The organism is Streptomyces sp. NPDC054866, from assembly GCF_053610745.1.
The window spans coordinates 234,434-251,667 of record NZ_JBSGZA010000010.1 but is presented as its reverse complement, the minus strand read 5'-3'; the positions used below and the strand labels follow the sequence as shown (position 1 = coordinate 251,667).

General features: G+C 71.7%; 18 protein-coding genes and 1 riboswitch. Of the genes, 6 read left to right on the top strand and 12 right to left on the bottom strand.

The annotated features are described in order from the left end of the window. Positions 1–16: 16 nt before the first annotated feature. From ACWGI2_RS37535 to ribD, 10 genes are all read right to left on the bottom strand, one after another. Positions 17–1,093 carry a hemolysin family protein gene (locus ACWGI2_RS37535; protein ID WP_453399572.1) on the bottom strand — a complete coding sequence of 359 codons (1,077 nt, stop codon included), beginning with the start codon at positions 1,091–1,093 and terminating at the stop codon, positions 17–19. Then, positions 1,090–2,469 carry a hemolysin family protein gene (locus ACWGI2_RS37530; RefSeq protein WP_453399571.1) on the bottom strand — a complete coding sequence of 460 codons (1,380 nt, stop codon included), beginning with the start codon at positions 2,467–2,469 and terminating at the stop codon, positions 1,090–1,092. Before ACWGI2_RS37530 ends, ACWGI2_RS37535 begins: the two co-directional genes overlap by 4 nt. 198 nt (positions 2,470–2,667) lie before the next feature. After that, complete coding sequence (locus tag ACWGI2_RS37525; RefSeq protein ID WP_453700312.1) at positions 2,668–3,105, bottom strand: PH domain-containing protein; 438 nt, start codon at positions 3,103–3,105, stop codon at positions 2,668–2,670. Between the two features lie 21 nt (positions 3,106–3,126). Beyond that, a complete protein-coding gene (hisG, locus tag ACWGI2_RS37520) occupies positions 3,127–3,975 on the bottom strand; it encodes an ATP phosphoribosyltransferase (RefSeq protein WP_453399569.1) in 849 nt (282 codons plus the stop codon). A 52-nt stretch (positions 3,976–4,027) separates the two neighbouring features. Beyond that, the gene (locus ACWGI2_RS37515) at positions 4,028–4,300 is read right to left on the bottom strand and encodes a phosphoribosyl-ATP diphosphatase (protein WP_055564821.1); all 273 of its coding nucleotides are present in this window, start codon (positions 4,298–4,300) and stop codon (positions 4,028–4,030) included. Positions 4,301–4,335: 35 nt separating this feature from the next. Next, positions 4,336–4,821, bottom strand: coding sequence for a 6,7-dimethyl-8-ribityllumazine synthase (gene ribH, locus ACWGI2_RS37510; RefSeq protein WP_160503731.1), 486 nt, complete (start codon positions 4,819–4,821; stop codon positions 4,336–4,338). Positions 4,822–4,860: 39 nt separating this feature from the next. Continuing rightward, complete coding sequence (locus tag ACWGI2_RS37505; RefSeq protein ID WP_453700311.1) at positions 4,861–6,162, bottom strand: bifunctional 3,4-dihydroxy-2-butanone-4-phosphate synthase/GTP cyclohydrolase II; 1,302 nt, start codon at positions 6,160–6,162, stop codon at positions 4,861–4,863. Next, complete coding sequence (locus ACWGI2_RS37500; RefSeq protein ID WP_453700399.1) at positions 6,159–6,755, bottom strand: nicotinamide mononucleotide transporter family protein; 597 nt, start codon at positions 6,753–6,755, stop codon at positions 6,159–6,161. The genes ACWGI2_RS37505 and ACWGI2_RS37500 overlap by 4 nt, the downstream gene beginning before the upstream one ends. Positions 6,756–6,811: 56 nt before the next feature. Beyond that, positions 6,812–7,441, bottom strand: coding sequence for a riboflavin synthase (locus ACWGI2_RS37495; RefSeq protein WP_453700310.1), 630 nt, complete (start codon positions 7,439–7,441; stop codon positions 6,812–6,814). Between the two features lies 1 nt (position 7,442). Then, positions 7,443–8,498, bottom strand: coding sequence for a bifunctional diaminohydroxyphosphoribosylaminopyrimidine deaminase/5-amino-6-(5-phosphoribosylamino)uracil reductase RibD (gene ribD, locus ACWGI2_RS37490; RefSeq protein WP_453700397.1), 1,056 nt, complete (start codon positions 8,496–8,498; stop codon positions 7,443–7,445). 218 nt (positions 8,499–8,716) lie between these two features. After that, a riboswitch (FMN riboswitch) is annotated at positions 8,717–8,847 on the bottom strand. 130 nt (positions 8,848–8,977) lie between these two features. On the opposite strand from ribD, the gene ACWGI2_RS37485 reads away from it, so the two are divergent. The 3 genes from ACWGI2_RS37485 to ACWGI2_RS37475 all read left to right on the top strand — a co-directional run bounded on the left by ACWGI2_RS37485 (position 8,978) and on the right by ACWGI2_RS37475 (position 11,254). Then, positions 8,978–9,868, top strand: coding sequence for an RNA polymerase sigma-70 factor (locus ACWGI2_RS37485; protein ID WP_453700309.1), 891 nt, complete (start codon positions 8,978–8,980; stop codon positions 9,866–9,868). Positions 9,869–9,935: 67 nt separating this feature from the next. After that, positions 9,936–10,685 carry an SDR family oxidoreductase gene (locus tag ACWGI2_RS37480; RefSeq protein ID WP_453700308.1) on the top strand — a complete coding sequence of 250 codons (750 nt, stop codon included), beginning with the start codon at positions 9,936–9,938 and terminating at the stop codon, positions 10,683–10,685. Further along, complete coding sequence (locus tag ACWGI2_RS37475; protein WP_453700307.1) at positions 10,682–11,254, top strand: hypothetical protein; 573 nt, start codon at positions 10,682–10,684, stop codon at positions 11,252–11,254. The genes ACWGI2_RS37480 and ACWGI2_RS37475 overlap by 4 nt, the downstream gene beginning before the upstream one ends. Here ACWGI2_RS37475 and ACWGI2_RS37470 read toward each other — a convergent pair. Next, complete coding sequence (locus ACWGI2_RS37470) at positions 11,211–12,374, bottom strand: ROK family transcriptional regulator (RefSeq protein ID WP_453700306.1); 1,164 nt, start codon at positions 12,372–12,374, stop codon at positions 11,211–11,213. The two genes, ACWGI2_RS37475 and ACWGI2_RS37470, sit on opposite strands and share 44 nt — an antisense overlap. Before the next feature lie 99 nt (positions 12,375–12,473). Here ACWGI2_RS37470 and ACWGI2_RS37465 point away from each other — a divergent pair, with 99 nt between their 5' ends. Further along, on the top strand, positions 12,474–13,667 hold the full coding sequence (locus ACWGI2_RS37465) for an MFS transporter (protein WP_453700304.1): 1,194 nt from the start codon (positions 12,474–12,476) through the stop codon (positions 13,665–13,667). A gap of 87 nt (positions 13,668–13,754) precedes the next feature. Continuing rightward, positions 13,755–15,170 (top strand): uracil-xanthine permease family protein, encoded by a 1,416-nt coding sequence (locus tag ACWGI2_RS37460; RefSeq protein WP_453399561.1) that lies wholly within the window; start codon positions 13,755–13,757, stop codon positions 15,168–15,170. On the opposite strand, the gene ACWGI2_RS37455 is transcribed toward ACWGI2_RS37460, so the two are convergent. Beyond that, positions 15,149–16,264, bottom strand: coding sequence for a glycoside hydrolase family 6 protein (locus ACWGI2_RS37455; RefSeq protein ID WP_453700302.1), 1,116 nt, complete (start codon positions 16,262–16,264; stop codon positions 15,149–15,151). The genes ACWGI2_RS37460 and ACWGI2_RS37455 overlap by 22 nt on opposite strands. Positions 16,265–16,496: 232 nt before the next feature. Here ACWGI2_RS37455 and ACWGI2_RS37450 point away from each other — a divergent pair, with 232 nt between their 5' ends. Beyond that, positions 16,497–17,201 carry a DUF5995 family protein gene (locus ACWGI2_RS37450; protein WP_453700300.1) on the top strand — a complete coding sequence of 235 codons (705 nt, stop codon included), beginning with the start codon at positions 16,497–16,499 and terminating at the stop codon, positions 17,199–17,201. The last annotated feature ends 33 nt before the right edge of the window (positions 17,202–17,234 follow it).

The window sequence follows — 17,234 nt, the reverse complement described above, 5'->3', positions numbered from 1 at the left end:
GCCCCCGCGCACCCGATCACACCAGGGCGCCGTCCCGGACCTCCTGGGGCTTGCGGGGCACCGCGACCCGGTGCGCCGGGTCGCGGACCTCGCCGACCAGGAGCTCCAGTACGTCCTCCAGGGCGACCAGGCCGAGCACCTTGCCCGACGCGTCGGCGACCTGCGCCAGGTGCGTCGCGGCGCGGCGCATCACCGTCAGGGCGTCGTCCAGGGGGAGTTCGGCGCGCAGCGTCGTCATCGGGCGCCAGACCTGCTGCGGCACCGCGCGATCCGTCTCCGCGCCCTCGGTGAGATCGAGTACGTCCTTGACGTGGAGGTAGCCCATGAAGGCGCCGTTCTCCGCGCAGACCGGGAAGCGGGAGTAGCCGGTGCGCCCGGTGAGTTCGATGACCTGGGCCGGGGTGACCCCGGCGCCCACGGTCACCAGCGAGGCCCGGTCGAGCAGGACGTCCGTCACCTGGCGCGAGCCCAGCTCCAGGGCGTCCTCGAGGCGCTCCTGCTCCTCGGGGTCGAGCAGCCCCGCCTGGCCCGAGTCGCCGACGAGGCGGTTGAGCTGCTCGCTGGTGAAGACGGCCTCGACCTCGTCCTTGGGCTCGACCCCGAAGAGCTTCAGTACGAGCCGTGAGCACGCCCCGAGCGCCACCGTGACCGGGCGGCAGAGACGGGCGAAGGCGACGAGGCCGGGGCTGAACCAGAGCGCGGTCTTCTCGGGGGCGGCCATCGCGAGGTTCTTCGGGACCATCTCGCCGACGACGAGGTGCAGGAAGACGACCACGGCGAGCGCGATGGCGTACCCGAGCGGATGGATCGCCCCTTCGGGGATGTGCGCCGCCTCGAAGACCGGCTCCAGGAGGTGCGCGACGGTGGGCTCGGCGACCGCGCCGAGCGTCAACGAGCACACGGTGATGCCGAATTGGGCGGCCGCCATCATCTGCGGCAGGTGTTCGAGGCCGTAGAGGACCTGGCGGGCCCGCTTGGTGTCAAGCGGTTCGATCTGGCTGCGGCGCACGGAGACGAGCGCGAACTCGGCCCCCACGAAGAAGCCGTTGGCGAGGACGAGGAGCAGGGCGAACAGGAGTTGGAGCATGCTCATCGGGCGGCCTCCGCCACGCTCATGGCTTCCGCGACAGCCGCGACTTCCGCGACGCCGGCGACTTCCGTGACAGCCGCGGTCCGTACGAGCCGTACCCGCGCGGCGCGGTAGTGGTCCACCTGGCGCACCGCGAGCCGCCAGCCCGGGAGTTCGGCGCGGTCGCCGGGGGCGGGGATACGGCCGAGCAGATCGGCGACGAGCCCCGCCACGGTCTCGTACGGCCCCTCGGGGACGTCGAGTCCGATCCGCTGGAGGGTGTCGACGCGGCAGCTGCCGTCGGCGTCCCACGCGGGGCGGCCGTCCTCGGCCGGTGCCGCGGCGATCTCGGGCAGGTCAAGGAGGTCGTGCTCGTCGCGGACCTCGCCGACGAGTTCCTCGACGATGTCCTCCAGGGTGACCACACCGGCCGTGCCGCCGTACTCGTCGACGACGACGGCTATCGGCTGCTGGCTGCGCAGCTGCTCCAGGAGCTGCTGCACGGGCAGCGTCTCGGGGACCAGGAGCGGCGCCTGCGCGATGCGGCCGACGGGTGCGCGCAGCCGCTCGTGGGCCGGCACCGCGAGGGCGTCCTTGAGGTGCACCATGCCGACGATCTCGTCGATGCGCTCGCGGTACACGGGGAAGCGCGAGAGCCCGGTGGCGCGGGTCAGGTTCACCACGTCCTCGGCGGTGGCCGACGTCTGCAGCGCGCTGACCTTCACGCGCGGGGTCATGACGTGCTGCGCGGTCAGCTCGCCCAGGGACAGTGCGCGCACGAACAGGTCCGCGGTGTCCTGTTCGAGGGTGCCCGCCTGCGCCGAGTGCCGGGCGAGGGACACCAGTTCGCCGGGGGTACGGGCCGACGCCAGCTCCTCGGCGGGCTCGACACCGAGCAGCCGGACGAGCCGATTGGCCGTGGCGTTCAGGAGGGAGATCACGGGCCTGAAGAGGCGCGCGAACACATGCTGCGGGCCCGCGACGAACCGGGCGACCTGGAGCGGCTTGGACACCGCCCAGTTCTTCGGTACCAGCTCGCCGATCACCATCTGCACGGCGGACGCCAGAAGCATGCCGACGACTACGGAGACGCCCGGTACGGCGCCTTCCGGTAGGCCGGTCGCCGTGAAGGGGCCCGCGAGCAGATGCGCGAGCGCCGGTTCGGCGAGCATGCCGACGACGAGCGAGGTGATGGTGATGCCGAGCTGGGTGCCGGAGAGCTGGAAGGACAGCTCCTTGAGGGCGTCGACGACCGTACGGGCCCGTCGGTCGCCTTCGGCGGCGGCCTTCTCGGCGTCCGGGCGCTCCACGGTGACGAGCCCGAACTCGGCGGCCACGAAGAAGCCGTTGGCGAGAATCAGCAGGAATGCCGCCCCGAGAAGCAGCAGGGAAGTCGTCATGCCGCCGCCTCCCTGGTCTGACCTGTCCCGGTATGTCGGGAGGGGGCGGCGCATGTACTACAGGACGAACCGTCCATCGCCGGAGGGAGTCACTCCTCGGGTAGCAGGAGCCCCTGTGGACCGGGCGGGCCCGACAGGGGCGGGGCGGCACACCTTGCGTGCCCCGCCACCAGATTAATCAAGACCTGGCCCGAAGCGTCAGCCCTGCGGGGTGCGGGCGTCGGCCAGGGCACGCAGCGCTCGGGCGTCGCTGATGGCCCGCTGCTTGGCGATGCCCGGCTGGATGCCCATGGCGGGGAGGCTGGTGCCGTCGCTGAGGTTGAGGAACACCCACGGGTCGCCGGGGCGCAGGTTGACCTGAACGATCTCGGCCCAGGCCAGGTGCCTGCTGGTGGCGATGTTGACGACGGTCACGCCGGACTCGTCGGCGACGACCTTGGGCCTGCTCAGGAGCATGAGCACACCGAAGAGCAGCGCGCCGGTGAAGATGAAGCTGAGCCGCTCCCCCGGGCTGAGGCCCGGGATGAGCAGGGAGATCACCGTGAGGACCACGAAGATCGTGGCGCCGGCGGTGAGCAGGACGGCCCGGGTCCGCTTCGGCCGGAAGGTGACGGGCAGGGCGGGGAGCTCAGACATGAGGCGGATTCTCCTGCCGGTTCAGAGGCGGCAGGCGTGGATGGCCGTGGTCAGGATGGCCCGCGCCCCGATGGCGTACAGGTCGTCCATGATCCGCTGCGCCTCCTTGGCCGGGACCATGGAGCGGACGGCGACCCAGCCCTCGTTGTGCAGGGGGGAGATCGTCGGCGACTCCAGGCCCGGGGTGAGGGCGACGGCCTGCTCCAGGTGCTCGGCCCGGCAGTCGTAGTCCATCATCACGTACGCGCGGGCGACCAGGACGCCCTGGAGGCGGCGCAGGAACTGCTGGACCTTGGGGTCGTCGGTCTCGGCGCCGGTGCGCCGGATGACGACGGCCTCGGACTTCATGATCGGCTCGCCGAACACTTCGAGGCCCGCGTTGCGCAGCGAGGTGCCGGTCTCCACGACGTCCGCGATGACCTGGGCGACGCCCAGCTCGATGGCGGTCTCGACGGCGCCGTCGAGGTGGACGACGGAGGCGTCGATGCCGCTGTCCGCGAGGTGCTTGGCGACGATTCCCTCGTACGAGGTGGCGACGGTCTTGCCCGCGAGGTCGGCGATGGTGTTCGCCGTGCCCGGCTTCGCGGCGAAGCGGAAGGTGGAGCGTGCGAAGCCGAGGGGCAGGATCGTCTCGGCGTTCGCGCCGGAGTCGATCAGGAGGTCCTGACCGGTGATGCCGATGTCGAGCTTGCCGGCCGAGACATAGATCGCGATGTCCTTGGGCCGGAGGTAGAAGAACTCGACTTCGTTGTCCGGGTCGACGAGGACGAGTTCCTTGGACTCCTTGCGCTGCTGGTATCCGGCCTCATGGAGCATCGCCGACGCAGGTCCGGACAGTGAACCCTTGTTGGGGACGGCGATGCGCAGCATGAGGACGGATTCCTTTGCGTTAAGGGGAGTTGGAGACGGTGGGGCGTACGGCTCAGAGGTGGGCGTACACGTCGTCGAGGGAGATTCCGCGGGCGACCATCATCACCTGCACGTGGTAGAGGAGCTGGGAGATCTCCTCGGCCGCGGCTTCCTTGCCCTCGTGCTCGGCGGCCATCCAGACCTCGGCGGCCTCCTCGACGACCTTCTTGCCGATGGCATGGACGCCCTTGTCCACCAGCTCGGCGGTGCGCGACGTGGCGGGGTCGCCGTTGGCGGCCTTGTGCTGGAGCTCGGTGAAGAGCTCCTCGAAAGTCTTCTTGGACATGATGTCGCTTACTTTACGCGGCTCCCCGACCCCGCTCACCGCCAGGGTTCGGAGATCGTACGCAGCGTGGTCGCGGTGGCGACGGCCGCCGTGACCGCTTCGTGCCCCTTGTCCTCGCGCGAGCCCTCGATGCCCGCCCTGTCCAGGGCCTGCTCCTCGGTGTCGCAGGTGAGGACGCCGAAACCGACGGGCACTCCGGTGTCGATGCTGACCTGGGTCAGGCCCTGGGTGACGCCCTGGCACACGTACTCGAAGTGCGGGGTTCCGCCGCGGATGACGACGCCGAGGGCCACGATCGCGTCGTAGCCGCGTCCGGCGAGGACCTTGGCGACGACCGGCAGCTCGAAGCTGCCGGGGACGCGCAGGACGGTCGGCTCGTCGATGCCGAGCTCGTGCAGGGCGCGCAGCGCGCCGTCGACGAGGCCGTCCATGACCTTCTCGTGCCACTGGGCGGCGATCACCGCGACCCGCAGGTCTCCGCAGTTCTTCACGCTCAGTTCGGGTGCACCCTTGCCACTCACGCGCTTCTCCTGGTCGCTCGAAAGTTCTCTGTACGTTGCTTACTGGTTGCCGCAGGCGGACACTTCGGGGGTGGTGTCCAGCCAGGGCAGGTCGTGCCCCATCCGGTCCCGCTTGGTGCGCAGGTAACGGAGGTTGTGCTCGCCCGCCTGGACCGCCATGGGCTCGCGTCCGGTGACCTTCAGGCCGTGCCGGATCACCGCGTCGGTCTTGTCGGGGTTGTTCGTCATGAGGCGCACGCTGCGGATGCCGAGGTCGTCCAGGATCCGCGCGCCCGCGCCGTAGTCCCTGGCGTCGGCGGGCAGGCCGAGTTCCAGGTTGGCGTCCAGGGTGTCGCTGCCGCGCTCCTGGAGTTCGTAGGCGCGCAGCTTGGAGAGCAGGCCGATGCCGCGCCCTTCGTGGCCGCGGAGGTAGACCACGACGCCGCGTCCCTCGTCCGTGATGCGCCGCATGGACGCCTCAAGCTGAGGGCCGCAGTCGCAGCGAAGCGAGTGGAAGACGTCGCCGGTCAGGCACTCGGAGTGGATGCGGACGAGGACGTCGTCGCCCTCGCCGACCTCGCCGTGGACGAGGGCGACGTGCTCGACGCCGTCGACGGTGGAGCGGTAGCCGTACGCCGTGAAGTCGCCGAAGGCGGTGGGCAGGCGGACCTCGGCCTCGCGGCGGACCGTCGGCTCGGAGCTGCTGCGGTAGGCGATCAGGTCCTCGATGGAGATGATCGTCAGGCCGTGCTTGCGGGCGAACGGGATCAGCTCCGGCAGGCGGAGCATCGTGCCGTCCTCGCCCGCGATCTCGACGATCGCGCCGGCCGGGCGCAGGCCCGCGAGGCGTGCCAGGTCGACCGCGGCCTCGGTGTGGCCGTTGCGGACCAGGACGCCGCCGGACTTGGCGCGCAGCGGGAAGATGTGGCCGGGCCGCACGAAGTCGGTGGGCTCGTACGTGCCCGCGGCGAGCATCTGGAGCGTGGTGGCGCGGTCGGCGGCCGAGATGCCGGTGGTGACGCCGTGCGCGCCGCTCGCGTCGACGGAGACGGTGAAGGCCGTCCGCATCGACTCGGTGTTGTTCTCGACCATCTGCGGGAGCTGGAGGCGGTCGAGCTCGTCGCCCTCCATGGGCGCGCAGATCAGGCCGCGGCACTCGCTCATCATGAAGGCGATGATCTCGGGCGTGGCCTTCTCGGCCGCGATGACGAGGTCGCCCTCGTTCTCGCGGTCCTCGTCGTCGACGACCACGACGGGCCGCCCGGCGGCGATGTCGCGGATGGCCGCCTCGACGGGGTCGAGGGCGAGGTCCGACGCGTCCTCTTCGTGACCCGTGCTGTACCAAACAGGTGCCGCAGTCATGCCGGGGCTCCTTCCATGACGGGCTGCGAGGCCTGCGAGGACGCAGAGCGCGACCGCAGCCACCAGTCGCGCATGCCCCACAGGACGAGCGCGAGGTAGATGACGTACACGAGACCGGAGAAGGCCAGGCCGCTGCTGAACGCGAGCGGTACGCCGACCACGTCGACCAGGAGCCAGGCGAACCAGAACTCGACCAGGCCGCGGGCCTGGGCGACCATCGCGGCGAGGGTGCCGACGAAGATGTAGGCGTCGGGCCAGGGGTTCCAGGACAGGTCGGGGACGGCGGAGAACAGGGCGCCGACCGCGAGGGTGCCGACGGCGGTGCCGCCGACCAGGATCCCGCGCTCCTTCCAGGTCGCGAACCGGACGGCGATGGAGCCGTCCTGGGCCTGCTGCTTACCGTTCGTCCACAGGCGCCAGCCCCACAGGGCCACGCCGATGACGAGCAGCTGCTTGCCGACGCCGCCGGAGAGGTGGGCGGACGCGTAGGCGCCGACGAGGATGACGCCGGAGAGGAACTGGGCGGGCCAGGTCCATATGGAGCGCCGCCAGCCGAGCGCGAGGGCGATCAGGCCGATGGTGTTGCCCACCATGTCGGACCAGATCACGTGCTGCCCGAAGGCCGTGAAGGCTTCGGAGTTGAGCCAGTTCACTTCGTGGCCTCCTGAGCGGGAGCGGGAGCGGCGAGTACGCGGTCGCCGAGCATCCGCTCGACGTACTTCGCGATGACGTCCACCTCGAGGTTGACCGGGTCGCCGGGCTGCTTGATGCCGAGCGTGGTCAGGGCGAGGGTGGTGGGGATGAGGCTGATGGTGAAGTAGTCGAGTCCTGCGTCGACGACCGTCAGGCTGACGCCGTCGACGGTGATGGAGCCCTTCTCCACCACGTAGCGGGAGAGGTCCGCGGGGAGCGAGATCTTGACGATCTCCCAGTTCTCGGAGGGCTTGCGCTCGACGATCTCGCCCGTGCCGTCCACGTGCCCCTGGACGATGTGGCCGCCGAGGCGGTCGCCGACCGCGGTGGGCCGCTCCAGGTTGACCCGCGATCCGGCGGCGAGCGCGCCGAGGCTGGAGCGGTTCAGGGTCTCGGCCATCACGTCGGCGGTGAACTCGTCGCCCTCGTGCTCGACGACCGTCAGACAGACGCCGTTGACCGCGATGGAGTCGCCGTGCTTGGCGCCCTCGGTGACGACGGGGCCACGGACGCGGAAGCGGGACGCGTCGTCCAGGTTCTCGACGGCGGTGATCTCGCCCAGCTCTTCGACGATTCCGGTGAACACTTCAGTGCTCCTTCGCTACGAGGGTCGCGGTGACGCGCAGATCGGGGCCGATGCGGACGGTCTCGCTCACGTCGAGCCGCAACGCTTCGGTGATGGTCGTGATTCCGCCGCCCGTAAGGGCTGCGGGGCCCGCGCCGAGCAGGACGGGGGCGAGGTAGGCGACGACGCGGTCGACGGCGCCCGCGGCGACGAAGGCTCCGGCGAGCGTCGGCCCGCCTTCGAGGAGGACGGAACGCACCCCGCGCCCGTGCAGCTCGCCGAGGAGGGCCGGAATGTCCAACCCGCCGTTCGCGCGCGGCAGTCGCACCGTCTCGGCTTCGCCTTCGGCGGTCACGTTGTCGGCGACCGCGACGAGGGTGGGCGCGGCGTCGTCCAGGACGCGGGCGCCGGCTGACACCGCGGTGCCGTTCGTGTCGACGACGACGCGCAGCGGCTGTACGGCGCCTTCGATGCCCCGCACGGCGAGGTGCGGGTCGTCGGCACGCTGGGTGCCGGAGCCGACGATGACCGCGTCGCACTCGGCGCGAAGCCGGTGGACGTCGGCGCGGGAATCGGCGGAGGTGATCCAGCGGCTGGTGCCGTCGGCGGCGGCGATGCGGCCGTCGAGCGTCGCGGCGTACTTCCAGGTGACGTGGGGGCGGCCGAGGCGTACGGAGGTCAGCCAGGCGGCGTTGCCCGCGGCGGCCTCGTCCTCCAGGAGCCCCGCCCGCACGTCGACCCCGGCGGTGCGCAGTCGCTGCGCGCCCCCGGTCGCTGCGGGGTTCGGGTCGCCGACGGCGTAGACGACGCGGGCGATCCCGGCGTCGATGAGCGCCTGGGCGCAGGGACCGGTGCGTCCGGTGTGGTTGCAGGGTTCGAGGGTGACCAGGGCGGTGGCGCCCCGGGCCTGCTCGCCGGCCGCGCGCAGGGCGTGGACCTCGGCGTGCGGGCCGCCGGCGCGCTGGTGGTAGCCCTCGCCGACGATCTCTCCGGAGGCGTTGACGATCACGCATCCGACGACCGGGTTGGGGCTGGTGGAGCCGAGCCCGAGGGCGGCGAGCGTGATGGCACGGCGCATAGCGACGAGCTCGTGCTCGTTCGCTCCTGCTGCGGGTGCGGTGGCCACCGGGTCCTCCTGCCTCATAGGGCACGGACTCCGGGGCCTGTCGATGACGACAGAATGTACGGACTGCGGCGCCGGGAGCGACGCCGGAAACGAGACCTCTCCCCGGGAAACCCGAAGAGACGGGTATCCCAAAAACAAGCCACTCGGCGACGCGCACGAATGCCCGCCCGCCGCGCACTGCCTCCCATCCGGACTTTCACCGTCGGTCCAGGAATTTCACCTGGTCAACCGGCCGCTGGAGGCGACCGGGTCGCGGACTGTAACCGCCGGTTCGGAATTACACCGACCCCGGAGTGCGCTGCTTTTGGTACGAGGCCAGTGTGCCACGCCTGATCGACGCCCATACGGGCGAATCCCTGTGGCCTGGCTCACAGCAGCGCGTGACAGGGCTCTGACCGGCGGTGACGGCCCCCCTCTGGCACGCTGAGCGGGTGACGACCACAGCGCCGGCCGAAGAATTCGAGTCCCACCGGCCCCGTATGTTCTCGCTGGCCTACCGCATGCTCGGCTCCGCCCAAGAGGCGGAGGACGCCGTCCAGGACGCGTATCTGCGCTGGAATGGCGCGGACCGCGCGAACATCGGTCAGCCCGCGGCCTGGCTGGCCAAGGTCGTCACCAACCTCTGCCTGAACAGGCTGACTTCGGCGCGTGCGCGGCGCGAGGAGTACGTGGGGCCCTGGCTCCCGGAGCCGGTCGTCACGTCGGGCGGCACGCTCGGCCCGCTGGAGTCGGCGGAACAGCGGGACGCGGTGTCCATGGCCCTGCTGATCCTGCTGGAACGGCTCACGCCGGTGGAGCGCGCGGTGTACGTGCTGCGGGAGGCGTTCGCGTACAGCCATCGGGAGATCGCCGGTGTCCTGGACATCGGCGAGGCCAACTCCCGCCAGCTGTACCGCAGGGCGGCGCGGGCCGTGACCGACGAGCGGGCGCGGTTCGACGCGGCGGCGGAGCGTCGTGAGGCCCTCCTGGAGTCATTCGTCGCGGCGGCTCGCGAGGGCGATCTGACGGGCCTGGAGAAGATGCTCGCGGCGGACGTGACGTGGTGGGGCGACGGCGGCGGCAAGGCCACTGCCGCGCGCAGGCCGATCCTGGGGCGCGAGAAGGTGGTGTCGTTCGTGGTGGGCGGCATGAAGAAGTTCGCGTCCGCGATGGACCTCTCGTACGCCGAGGTCAACGGCGGGCCCGCGATCGTCGCGCGGACGGCGGGGGCGGTGGTGGGCATCGCCTCGTTCGAGTTCCGTGACGGCCTGGTCAGCGAGGTGTGGGTGATGGTCAATCCCGACAAGCTGGGGTTCGTGGCGCGGCAGCTGTCACATTCCTGACGGCTGTCCGGTTCTCAGCAGGTGAAGGACGACGCGGAAGTCGTCCACGCTGCGAAGGAGCCGAGCAATGACCACGATCCTGGTGACCGGCGGCACCGGCACCCTCGGCCGTCCGTTGGCCGAGAAACTGCGCGCGGCCGGACACGAGGTGCGCGTACTGAGCCGCCGCTCCCAGCCGTACGCCGTCGACCTGCGTGAGGGCGGCCCGGGACTCGACGCGGCCGTGGCGGGCGCCGACGTGGTCGTGCACTGCGCGACCACACAGCGCGGCGGCGACGAGAAGTCGGCGGCGCATCTCGTCGAGGCCGCACGGCGCGCCCGGGTCCCGCATCTGGTCTACATCTCGATCGTCGGTGTGGACCGGGTGCCGCTGGGCTACTACCGCTCGAAGCTCGCCGTCGAGAAGCTGGTCGAGGAGTCGGGGACCGGCTGGACGGTGCTGCGGACCACGCAGTTCCACGATCTGGTGGCGCGGATCCTTCAGACCTCGGCGAAGCTTCCGGTGATGTTGCTGCCAGCGGGCGTCAGTGACCAGCCGATCGAGGTCACCGAGGTCGCCGACCGGCTGGCGGAGCTGGCGCTCGCGCCGCCGGCCGGACGCGTCGACGACATGGGCGGCCCGGCGGTGCACACGTTCACCGAGCTGGCCCGCGCCTATCTGCGGGCGGCAGGCAAGCGACGACCGCTGCTGTCGGTGCGGCTCGCGGGCAAGGCGTACCGCGGCATGCGCGAGGGCGGGCATCTGGCGCCTCAACAGGCCGTGGGAAAGGGCACGTTCGAGGATTTCCTCGCGGCGCGGTTCGGCGGGCGGCGGTGAGCGGGTCCTGCCGGGAGGGCGGGAGCGGGCAGCCCTCGGCCGGACCGGGCGAGCCGGACTCCGCGGGCGCGAGCGGGCAGGGCCGAGCCGCCGCCGGTGGGCGGGGGCAGGACACGGGCGAGGGCAGCCGCACCGTACGGCGAGCCGGGCATGGCGCGCCTCTCCTCCGTGGCGGCCTGATCTTTCTCGCCGTCACTCAATTCGCCGTCGGCTTCTGGCAGTTGCTGGCACCCCGGTCCTTCTTCGGCTCGCTGTGGGTCTCCACCCTGCCCCCGTACAACGAACACCTGATGCGTGACCTGGGCGCGATGGTGCTGGCGCTGGGGGTGGTCGTGGCGGCGGCCGCGTGGAGCATGGAGCCGCGTCTGATCAGCGTCGCGCTCGCCGCCGATCTGACCTTCACCGTGCCGCACCTGGTCTTCCACTCGGCGCACTCGGGCCACCTGTCCGCCGGGTCCGCGCTCACCCTGCTCGGGCTCCTCGGGGGCGCCGTCCTGCTCCCGGCCTGGCTGCTGCTGCTCGCGGCTAGGGGCGCGGGCCGAACAGCTCGTCCTGCGCCGCGTCCCTAGCGGCGAGCAGCGCGCCCCGCAGCACCGCCGCGCCGCCGAGCGCGCTCGCGCGCACCTCGGTGTGCAGCGGTGACATGGCGGCGAGGCGGTCCGCCACACGGGTGGCGAGCGTGTCGCCGCCCGCACGGCCGATCTCGCCGCCGAGGACGACGCAGCCGGGGTCGAGGATCGCGGCCATGGCGGCAGCACCGATGGCGACGCGGTCGGCGGCGGCGTCGAGGAAGGCGTCGTGGCCGGTTGCGACGGCGTGCCGTACGAGGTCCGCGGCCTCGTCCCCGGCCGCGGATGCGAGGCCGTGCTCCGCACCCAGCTCGCGGAGCGCCGCGGCGCAGGCCAGCGAGTGGAAGCCGCCCTCGCAGCCGGTGGCCGATGGCAGTACGTGCGTGCCGGGCACCGGCAGGAAGCCGATCTCCCCGGTGCCGCCGGACGCCCCGCGGCGCAGGCTTCCGTCGAGCACGACGGCGGCGCCGACGCCTTCGCCGAGCCAGAGGAGGACGAACGTGTCGCGGTCGTGAGCGGCGCCGTCGCGCTGTTCGGCACGCGCGGCGAGGTTGGTCTCGTTCTCCACGAGCACGCGGGCCGGGAGCCGCCCCTGGAGGGCTCCGGCGAGACGGCGGTGCCAGGCGGGGAGCGAGGTGGTGTCGCGCAGTTCGCCGGTGGCGGGGTCGATGAGCCCGGGGGCGCCGATCGCCACGGTGTGCAGCCGCTGAACGCCGCCGTCCCGCGCGGTGCGCTCCACGAGGGCGACGGCCCGCTCGACGGCGGGCCCGGTGCCGGTGTCGGCGCCGATGGGCGCGGAGGCCTCGGCGAGCACCGCGCCGAGCAGATCCGTGACGACCACGGAGACGCCCCCGGTGCGTACGTCGAGGGCGGCGAGATGCGCCCGGTCGGCGACGATCCCGTACAGCCGGGCATTGGGGCCGCGGCGCTGGGCACCCGCCTCCCCCACGACCGCGATCAGGCCGGAGCCCTGGAGGCGCTCGACCAGATCGGCGACCGAGGGCCGCGAGAGGCCGGTCAGCTGCTTCAACTGGTTGGCCGTCAGCGGCCCTTCGCGCTGCAGGAGCCCCAGGGCGAGCCGGTCGTTGATGGCCCGGGCGGTGCTCGGTGATGCGGGCATGCCGGGGATCCTTCCATAAAGCTGCTATTTATCAGGCAGGGTTCCTGATAGTTTACGTCGCCGTAGCGGGGCGGCACCCTCGGGAGGGGCGGAGCATCGATGAGTGAAGTGACCTACGACGTACGTCAGTTGAAGCGGGCGCGGTACGCCGTGGCCGCCGTCTTCTGTGTGCACGGCGCCGTCACCGGCTCCTTCGCCACCCGCGTGCCCTGGATCCAGGAACACGCCGACCTCAGCGCGGGGCTCCTCGGTCTCGCCCTCGCCTTCCCCGCGATCGGCGCCTCCGTGGCGATGCCACTCGCGGGCTGGGTCAGCCACCGCTTCGGCGCCAGGACGGCGCTGCGCGGACTTCTCGCCCTGTGGACGATGTCGCTGATCCTGCCCTCGCTTGCGCCGAACCTCCTCACGCTCTGCTTCGCCCTGTTCGTGTACGGCGCGACGGCGGGCATGTCGGACGTGGCGATGAACACCCTCGGCGTCGAGGTCGAGACCCGCATGAAGAAGTCGATCATGTCGGGACTGCACGGCATGTGGAGCGTCGGCGCCCTGATCGGCTCCGCCGCCGGCACCGTCGCCGCGCACCTGGGCTCGGACGCCCGCCTGCACCACGCGCTCGCCGCCGTGGCCCTCACCGTGATCGGCCTCTTCGCCTGCCAGGGCGTGCTCGATCTCCAGGCGGCGCCCGAGGAGTCGGCGCCGCCGCGCTTCTCGCTGCCGCCCAAGTCGGCGCTCCTGATCGGCGCGGTCGGCTTCTGCGCGGTCTTCGCGGAGGGCGCGAGCCTTGACTGGTCGGCGGTCTATCTGCGGGACGTCCTGGACAGCTCGGCCGGTGTCGCCGCCGCGTCCACCACCGGTTTCACGCTCACCATGGCGATTGCACGGCTGGCGGGCGACGCGGTGGTGGACCGCTTCGGGGCGGTCCACACGGTGCGCGTGGGCGGCGTGGTCGCGGCGCTCGGCGGCCTGCTCGTCGTGGTGGCGCCGCATCCGGCGGTCGCCATGGGCGGGTTCGCGCTGCTCGGGCTCGGCATCGCGGTCGTGGTGCCGCTCGCGTTCGCCGCGGCAGGACGCAGCGGCCCCAACCCGAGCCAGGCCATCGCGGGAGTCGCCACCATCACGTACACATCGGGTCTGATCGCCCCGTCCGCGATCGGCACGCTCGCCGACGCGACGAGCCTGGTGGTCTCCTTCGGCCTGGTGACGGTGCTCGCCTGCGGGCTCGCGGTGTTCGCGGGGGTCCTGCGTACGGACAGCCGCGAGGCCACTCCGGTCGCTCCCGCGAACATCCCGTGAGAACCCATGGAACTTATGCCGGATTAACATTGCGCTGACTCATTCAGGTCTTGACAAAGTCGGGCGCACAGAAGGCGGAACAGAACCATGGATCTCGGCGTGCGCTGGAGACTGCACGGCGACGGGCGCACCCCCGCGCCCGGAGCCGTCGTCCGTCCCGACGAGCGGCTCTCGTGGCCGCGCACCTTCGGGCTCGGCGCCCAGCACGTGGTCGCCATGTTCGGCGCGTCCTTCGTGGCGCCCGTCCTGATGGGCCTCGACCCGAACCTCGCGATCATGATGTCGGGCGTCGCGACGGTCATCTTCCTGCTCGCCACGCGCGGCCGGGTGCCCAGCTACCTGGGCTGTTCGCTCTCCTTCGTGGGCGTGGCCGCGGTCATCCGCGCGCAGGGCGGCTCGTCGGCGACCGTGACGGGCGCGGTCTTCGTGGTCGGCGCCGCGCTCTTCCTGGTGGGCCTCGCCGTCCAGAAGTTCGGGGCGCGGATCATCCACGCCGCGATGCCGCCGATCGTCACCGGCGCCGTCGTCATGCTGATCGGCTTCAACCTGGCGCCGGTCACCGCGTCCACGTACTGGCCGCAGGACCAGTGGACGGCGCTCCTGGTGATGTTGTTCACCGGTTTGGCCGTGGTGTGCCTGCGCGGATTCTGGTCACGCGTCGCGATCTTCCTCGGCCTGATCTTCGGATACGCCCTGTCCTGGGTCCTCGACCTGACCTTCGGCAAGATCCACTCGGCGGACGGCTCGGGCAAGGTCGTCGACCACTGGCGCCTCGACCTCTCCGCCGTCGGCAACGCCGACTGGATCGGCCTGCCGTCCTTCCACGCGCCCAGCTTCGAGTGGTCGGCGATCCTCGTCGCGCTGCCCGTCGTCATCGCGCTGGTCGCCGAGAACGCCGGGCACGTCAAGGCGGTCGGCGAGATGACCGGCGACTCCCTGGACGACAAGCTCGGCACCGCGATCTCCGCCGACGGCGCCGCCTCCATGCTCTCCACGGCGGTGGGCGGCCCGCCCAACACGACGTACTCCGAGAACATCGGCGTGATGGCCGCGACCCGTGTCTACTCCACGGCCGCGTACTGGGCCGCCGCGTGCTTCGCCCTGCTCTTCGGCCTCTGCCCCAAGTTCGGCGCGGTCGTGGCGGCCATCCCGGGCGGCGTCCTCGGCGGCATCACCGTCATCCTCTACGGCATGATCGGCCTGCTCGGCGCCCAGATCTGGATCAACGCCAACGTGGATCTGCGCAATCCGCTGAACCTCGTCCCGGCCGCGGCGGGCATCATCATCGGCGTCGGCGGCGTCTCGCTGAAGATCACCGACAACTTCGAGCTGAGCGGCATCGCGCTCGGCACGATCGTCGTCATCACCGGCTACCACGTGCTTCGCGCCTTCGCCCCGCCGCACCTCAAGACGCAGGAACCGCTGCTGGATTCGGGCACGTCCACGTACGACGAGGGCGAGGACGGCCCGGAAGCGAGCGCTCAGCCGCGCGCCAAGTCGTAGGCGTAGCCGGGCGTGAACGTCCCCGGCGCGCCCTTGCAGCCGTCGGACTCACCCGGCAGTTTGATCCACAGATAGGCGTCGATGCGGGCCCGGCCGGTACGCAGCGTCGGGCTCTGCCCGAGTTTGCGGCCCGCCGGGTCGCACCACTCGCCGTCGGCCGGGGCGCCGTTTCCGTTGCGGCTCGTGTCGATGACGGCGCCGTGGCCCGCCGGGCCGCCGAGTGCGGACAGGACCTTGCGGGCGTAGGCGGCCTCGTCGTCGGTGCGGTGGAAGTTCGAGACGTTCGTGAAGATGCCGTCGGACGACGCGGGAGACGCCGCGCCCGCCGCGCGCAGCCGTCCGGCCTGCTTGACCGCGGCGTTCCAGCCGGAGTGCCCCGCGTCGTAGTAGACCCTGGCCTTGGGGTTGGCGTCCTTCAGGGTGCGGCCCGCGCGGGCGAGCGAGGCGAAGCGTGCGGTGCGCTCCTTGGCGGAGAGGCACTCGGAGAGCGCGATCGCGTCCGGTTCGAGGATGACGACGACCTCGCCGGAGCCGAGGCCCGCGGCGAACTTCCCGATCCACGCGTCGTACGCAGCGAGGTCCGGCGCCCCGCCCTGCGATGCGCCGCCGCAGTCGCGGTCCGGTATCGCGTACGGCACGACGACGGGCACCCTGCTCCCGGCGTTCGACGTCACCGCGCGCACCCGTGAGGTGATGGTCCCCGGCGCGTACTCCGCGAACCAGACGGCGGCGGGGCGGTCGGCGATCCGTGACTCGATGAGCGGCCTGCGCGGGTCGCCGCGGTTCGCCCTGACCCAGTCCAGGACCTGGGAATCGCCGTACCGGTAAAGGGAGTTGGCCTTCGGCGCCGCGCTGCTCGTCTTCCTGGGGCGCTGCGTCGAAGGCTTCGGCTTCGGGGCCGCGGAGGACTTCGCCGGGGACGGCTTCGCCGATGACTCCGACGCGGACGGCGTCGGCACCGCGGGCAGCGGTTCGAGCGTCGGCGACTTCGTCACCTTCGGGCGCGCCTGCTCCTTGCCGCCGCCCTCGTCCAGGGCGGACACCATTCCGGTGACGGTGCCGACCGCGGCCACGACCGAGGCCGCGGCGACCATGACTCCATGGCGGGCGGCGCGCCGCCGTTCCGCTGATTGTCCGGCCCGTCGTCCGGCGCGATGTCGTGCGCGGTTGCCTGACACAGTGCGGTTCCTCCCCCTCCCCCGTGTCCCCCTGACACGGCGTGCCGGCTCCCCTCCCCAGGGGCACACACGGTCGCCGTTCCCTCGTTCTGGGGAAGCGGCCGGTGCGGTGGCACTCGGGCCAGCGTAGGACTGGGACCCTGCCACCATGGCGCAGTTGGAGCGGTTCGCGGAGTTCACAGGCCCGGCATACGGGGTTGACGGCGTGGTGACGCGGATGCGCGCGCTGGGCGCCGGCTTCCCGCCGGGCGACGGGGTCGGGGTCTTCAACCGGGTGTATCTGTCGGTCACCGAAGAGGTCGGCAGGCACCTCGACGGCGGCCGTTTCCCGGACTCCGGGGCCGCGATCACGCTGGACGTCCTGTTCGCCGAGCGCTACCTGCGGGCGGTCGACGCGTTGGCGGCCGACCGCAGGCCGCCCGCCTGCTGGCGCCCGCTGTTCCAGCTCCGGCGCCATCCCGGCGTACGTCCCCTGCAGTTCGCCCTCGCGGGCATCAACGCGCACATCGGGCACGACCTACCGCTGGCCGTCATGGACGCCTGCCGTACGCTCGGCTGCGAACCGGCGGACCTGGAGGACGAGTTCGACCACGTGGGCGACATCCTCGTATCCCTTGAGGAGAGCATCCGCGAAGAGCTGATGCCGGGCCCCGACCTCTTCCAGATCGCCGACCCGCTCACCCACCTGCTTGGCTCCTGGAGCCTGGAGCGGGCCAGGGACAGCGCCTGGGCGACGGCCCTGACCATGCGGGCGCTCGATGAACTGCCCTCCATCGCCGCGGAGTTCAGGGAGCGCCTCGACGGAGCGGTCGGCCTGGTGGGCCGCATGCTGCTCACGCCCCTGCCGGACTGATCCGGCCACGGTGCGCCCGACGCCGAGGAACTC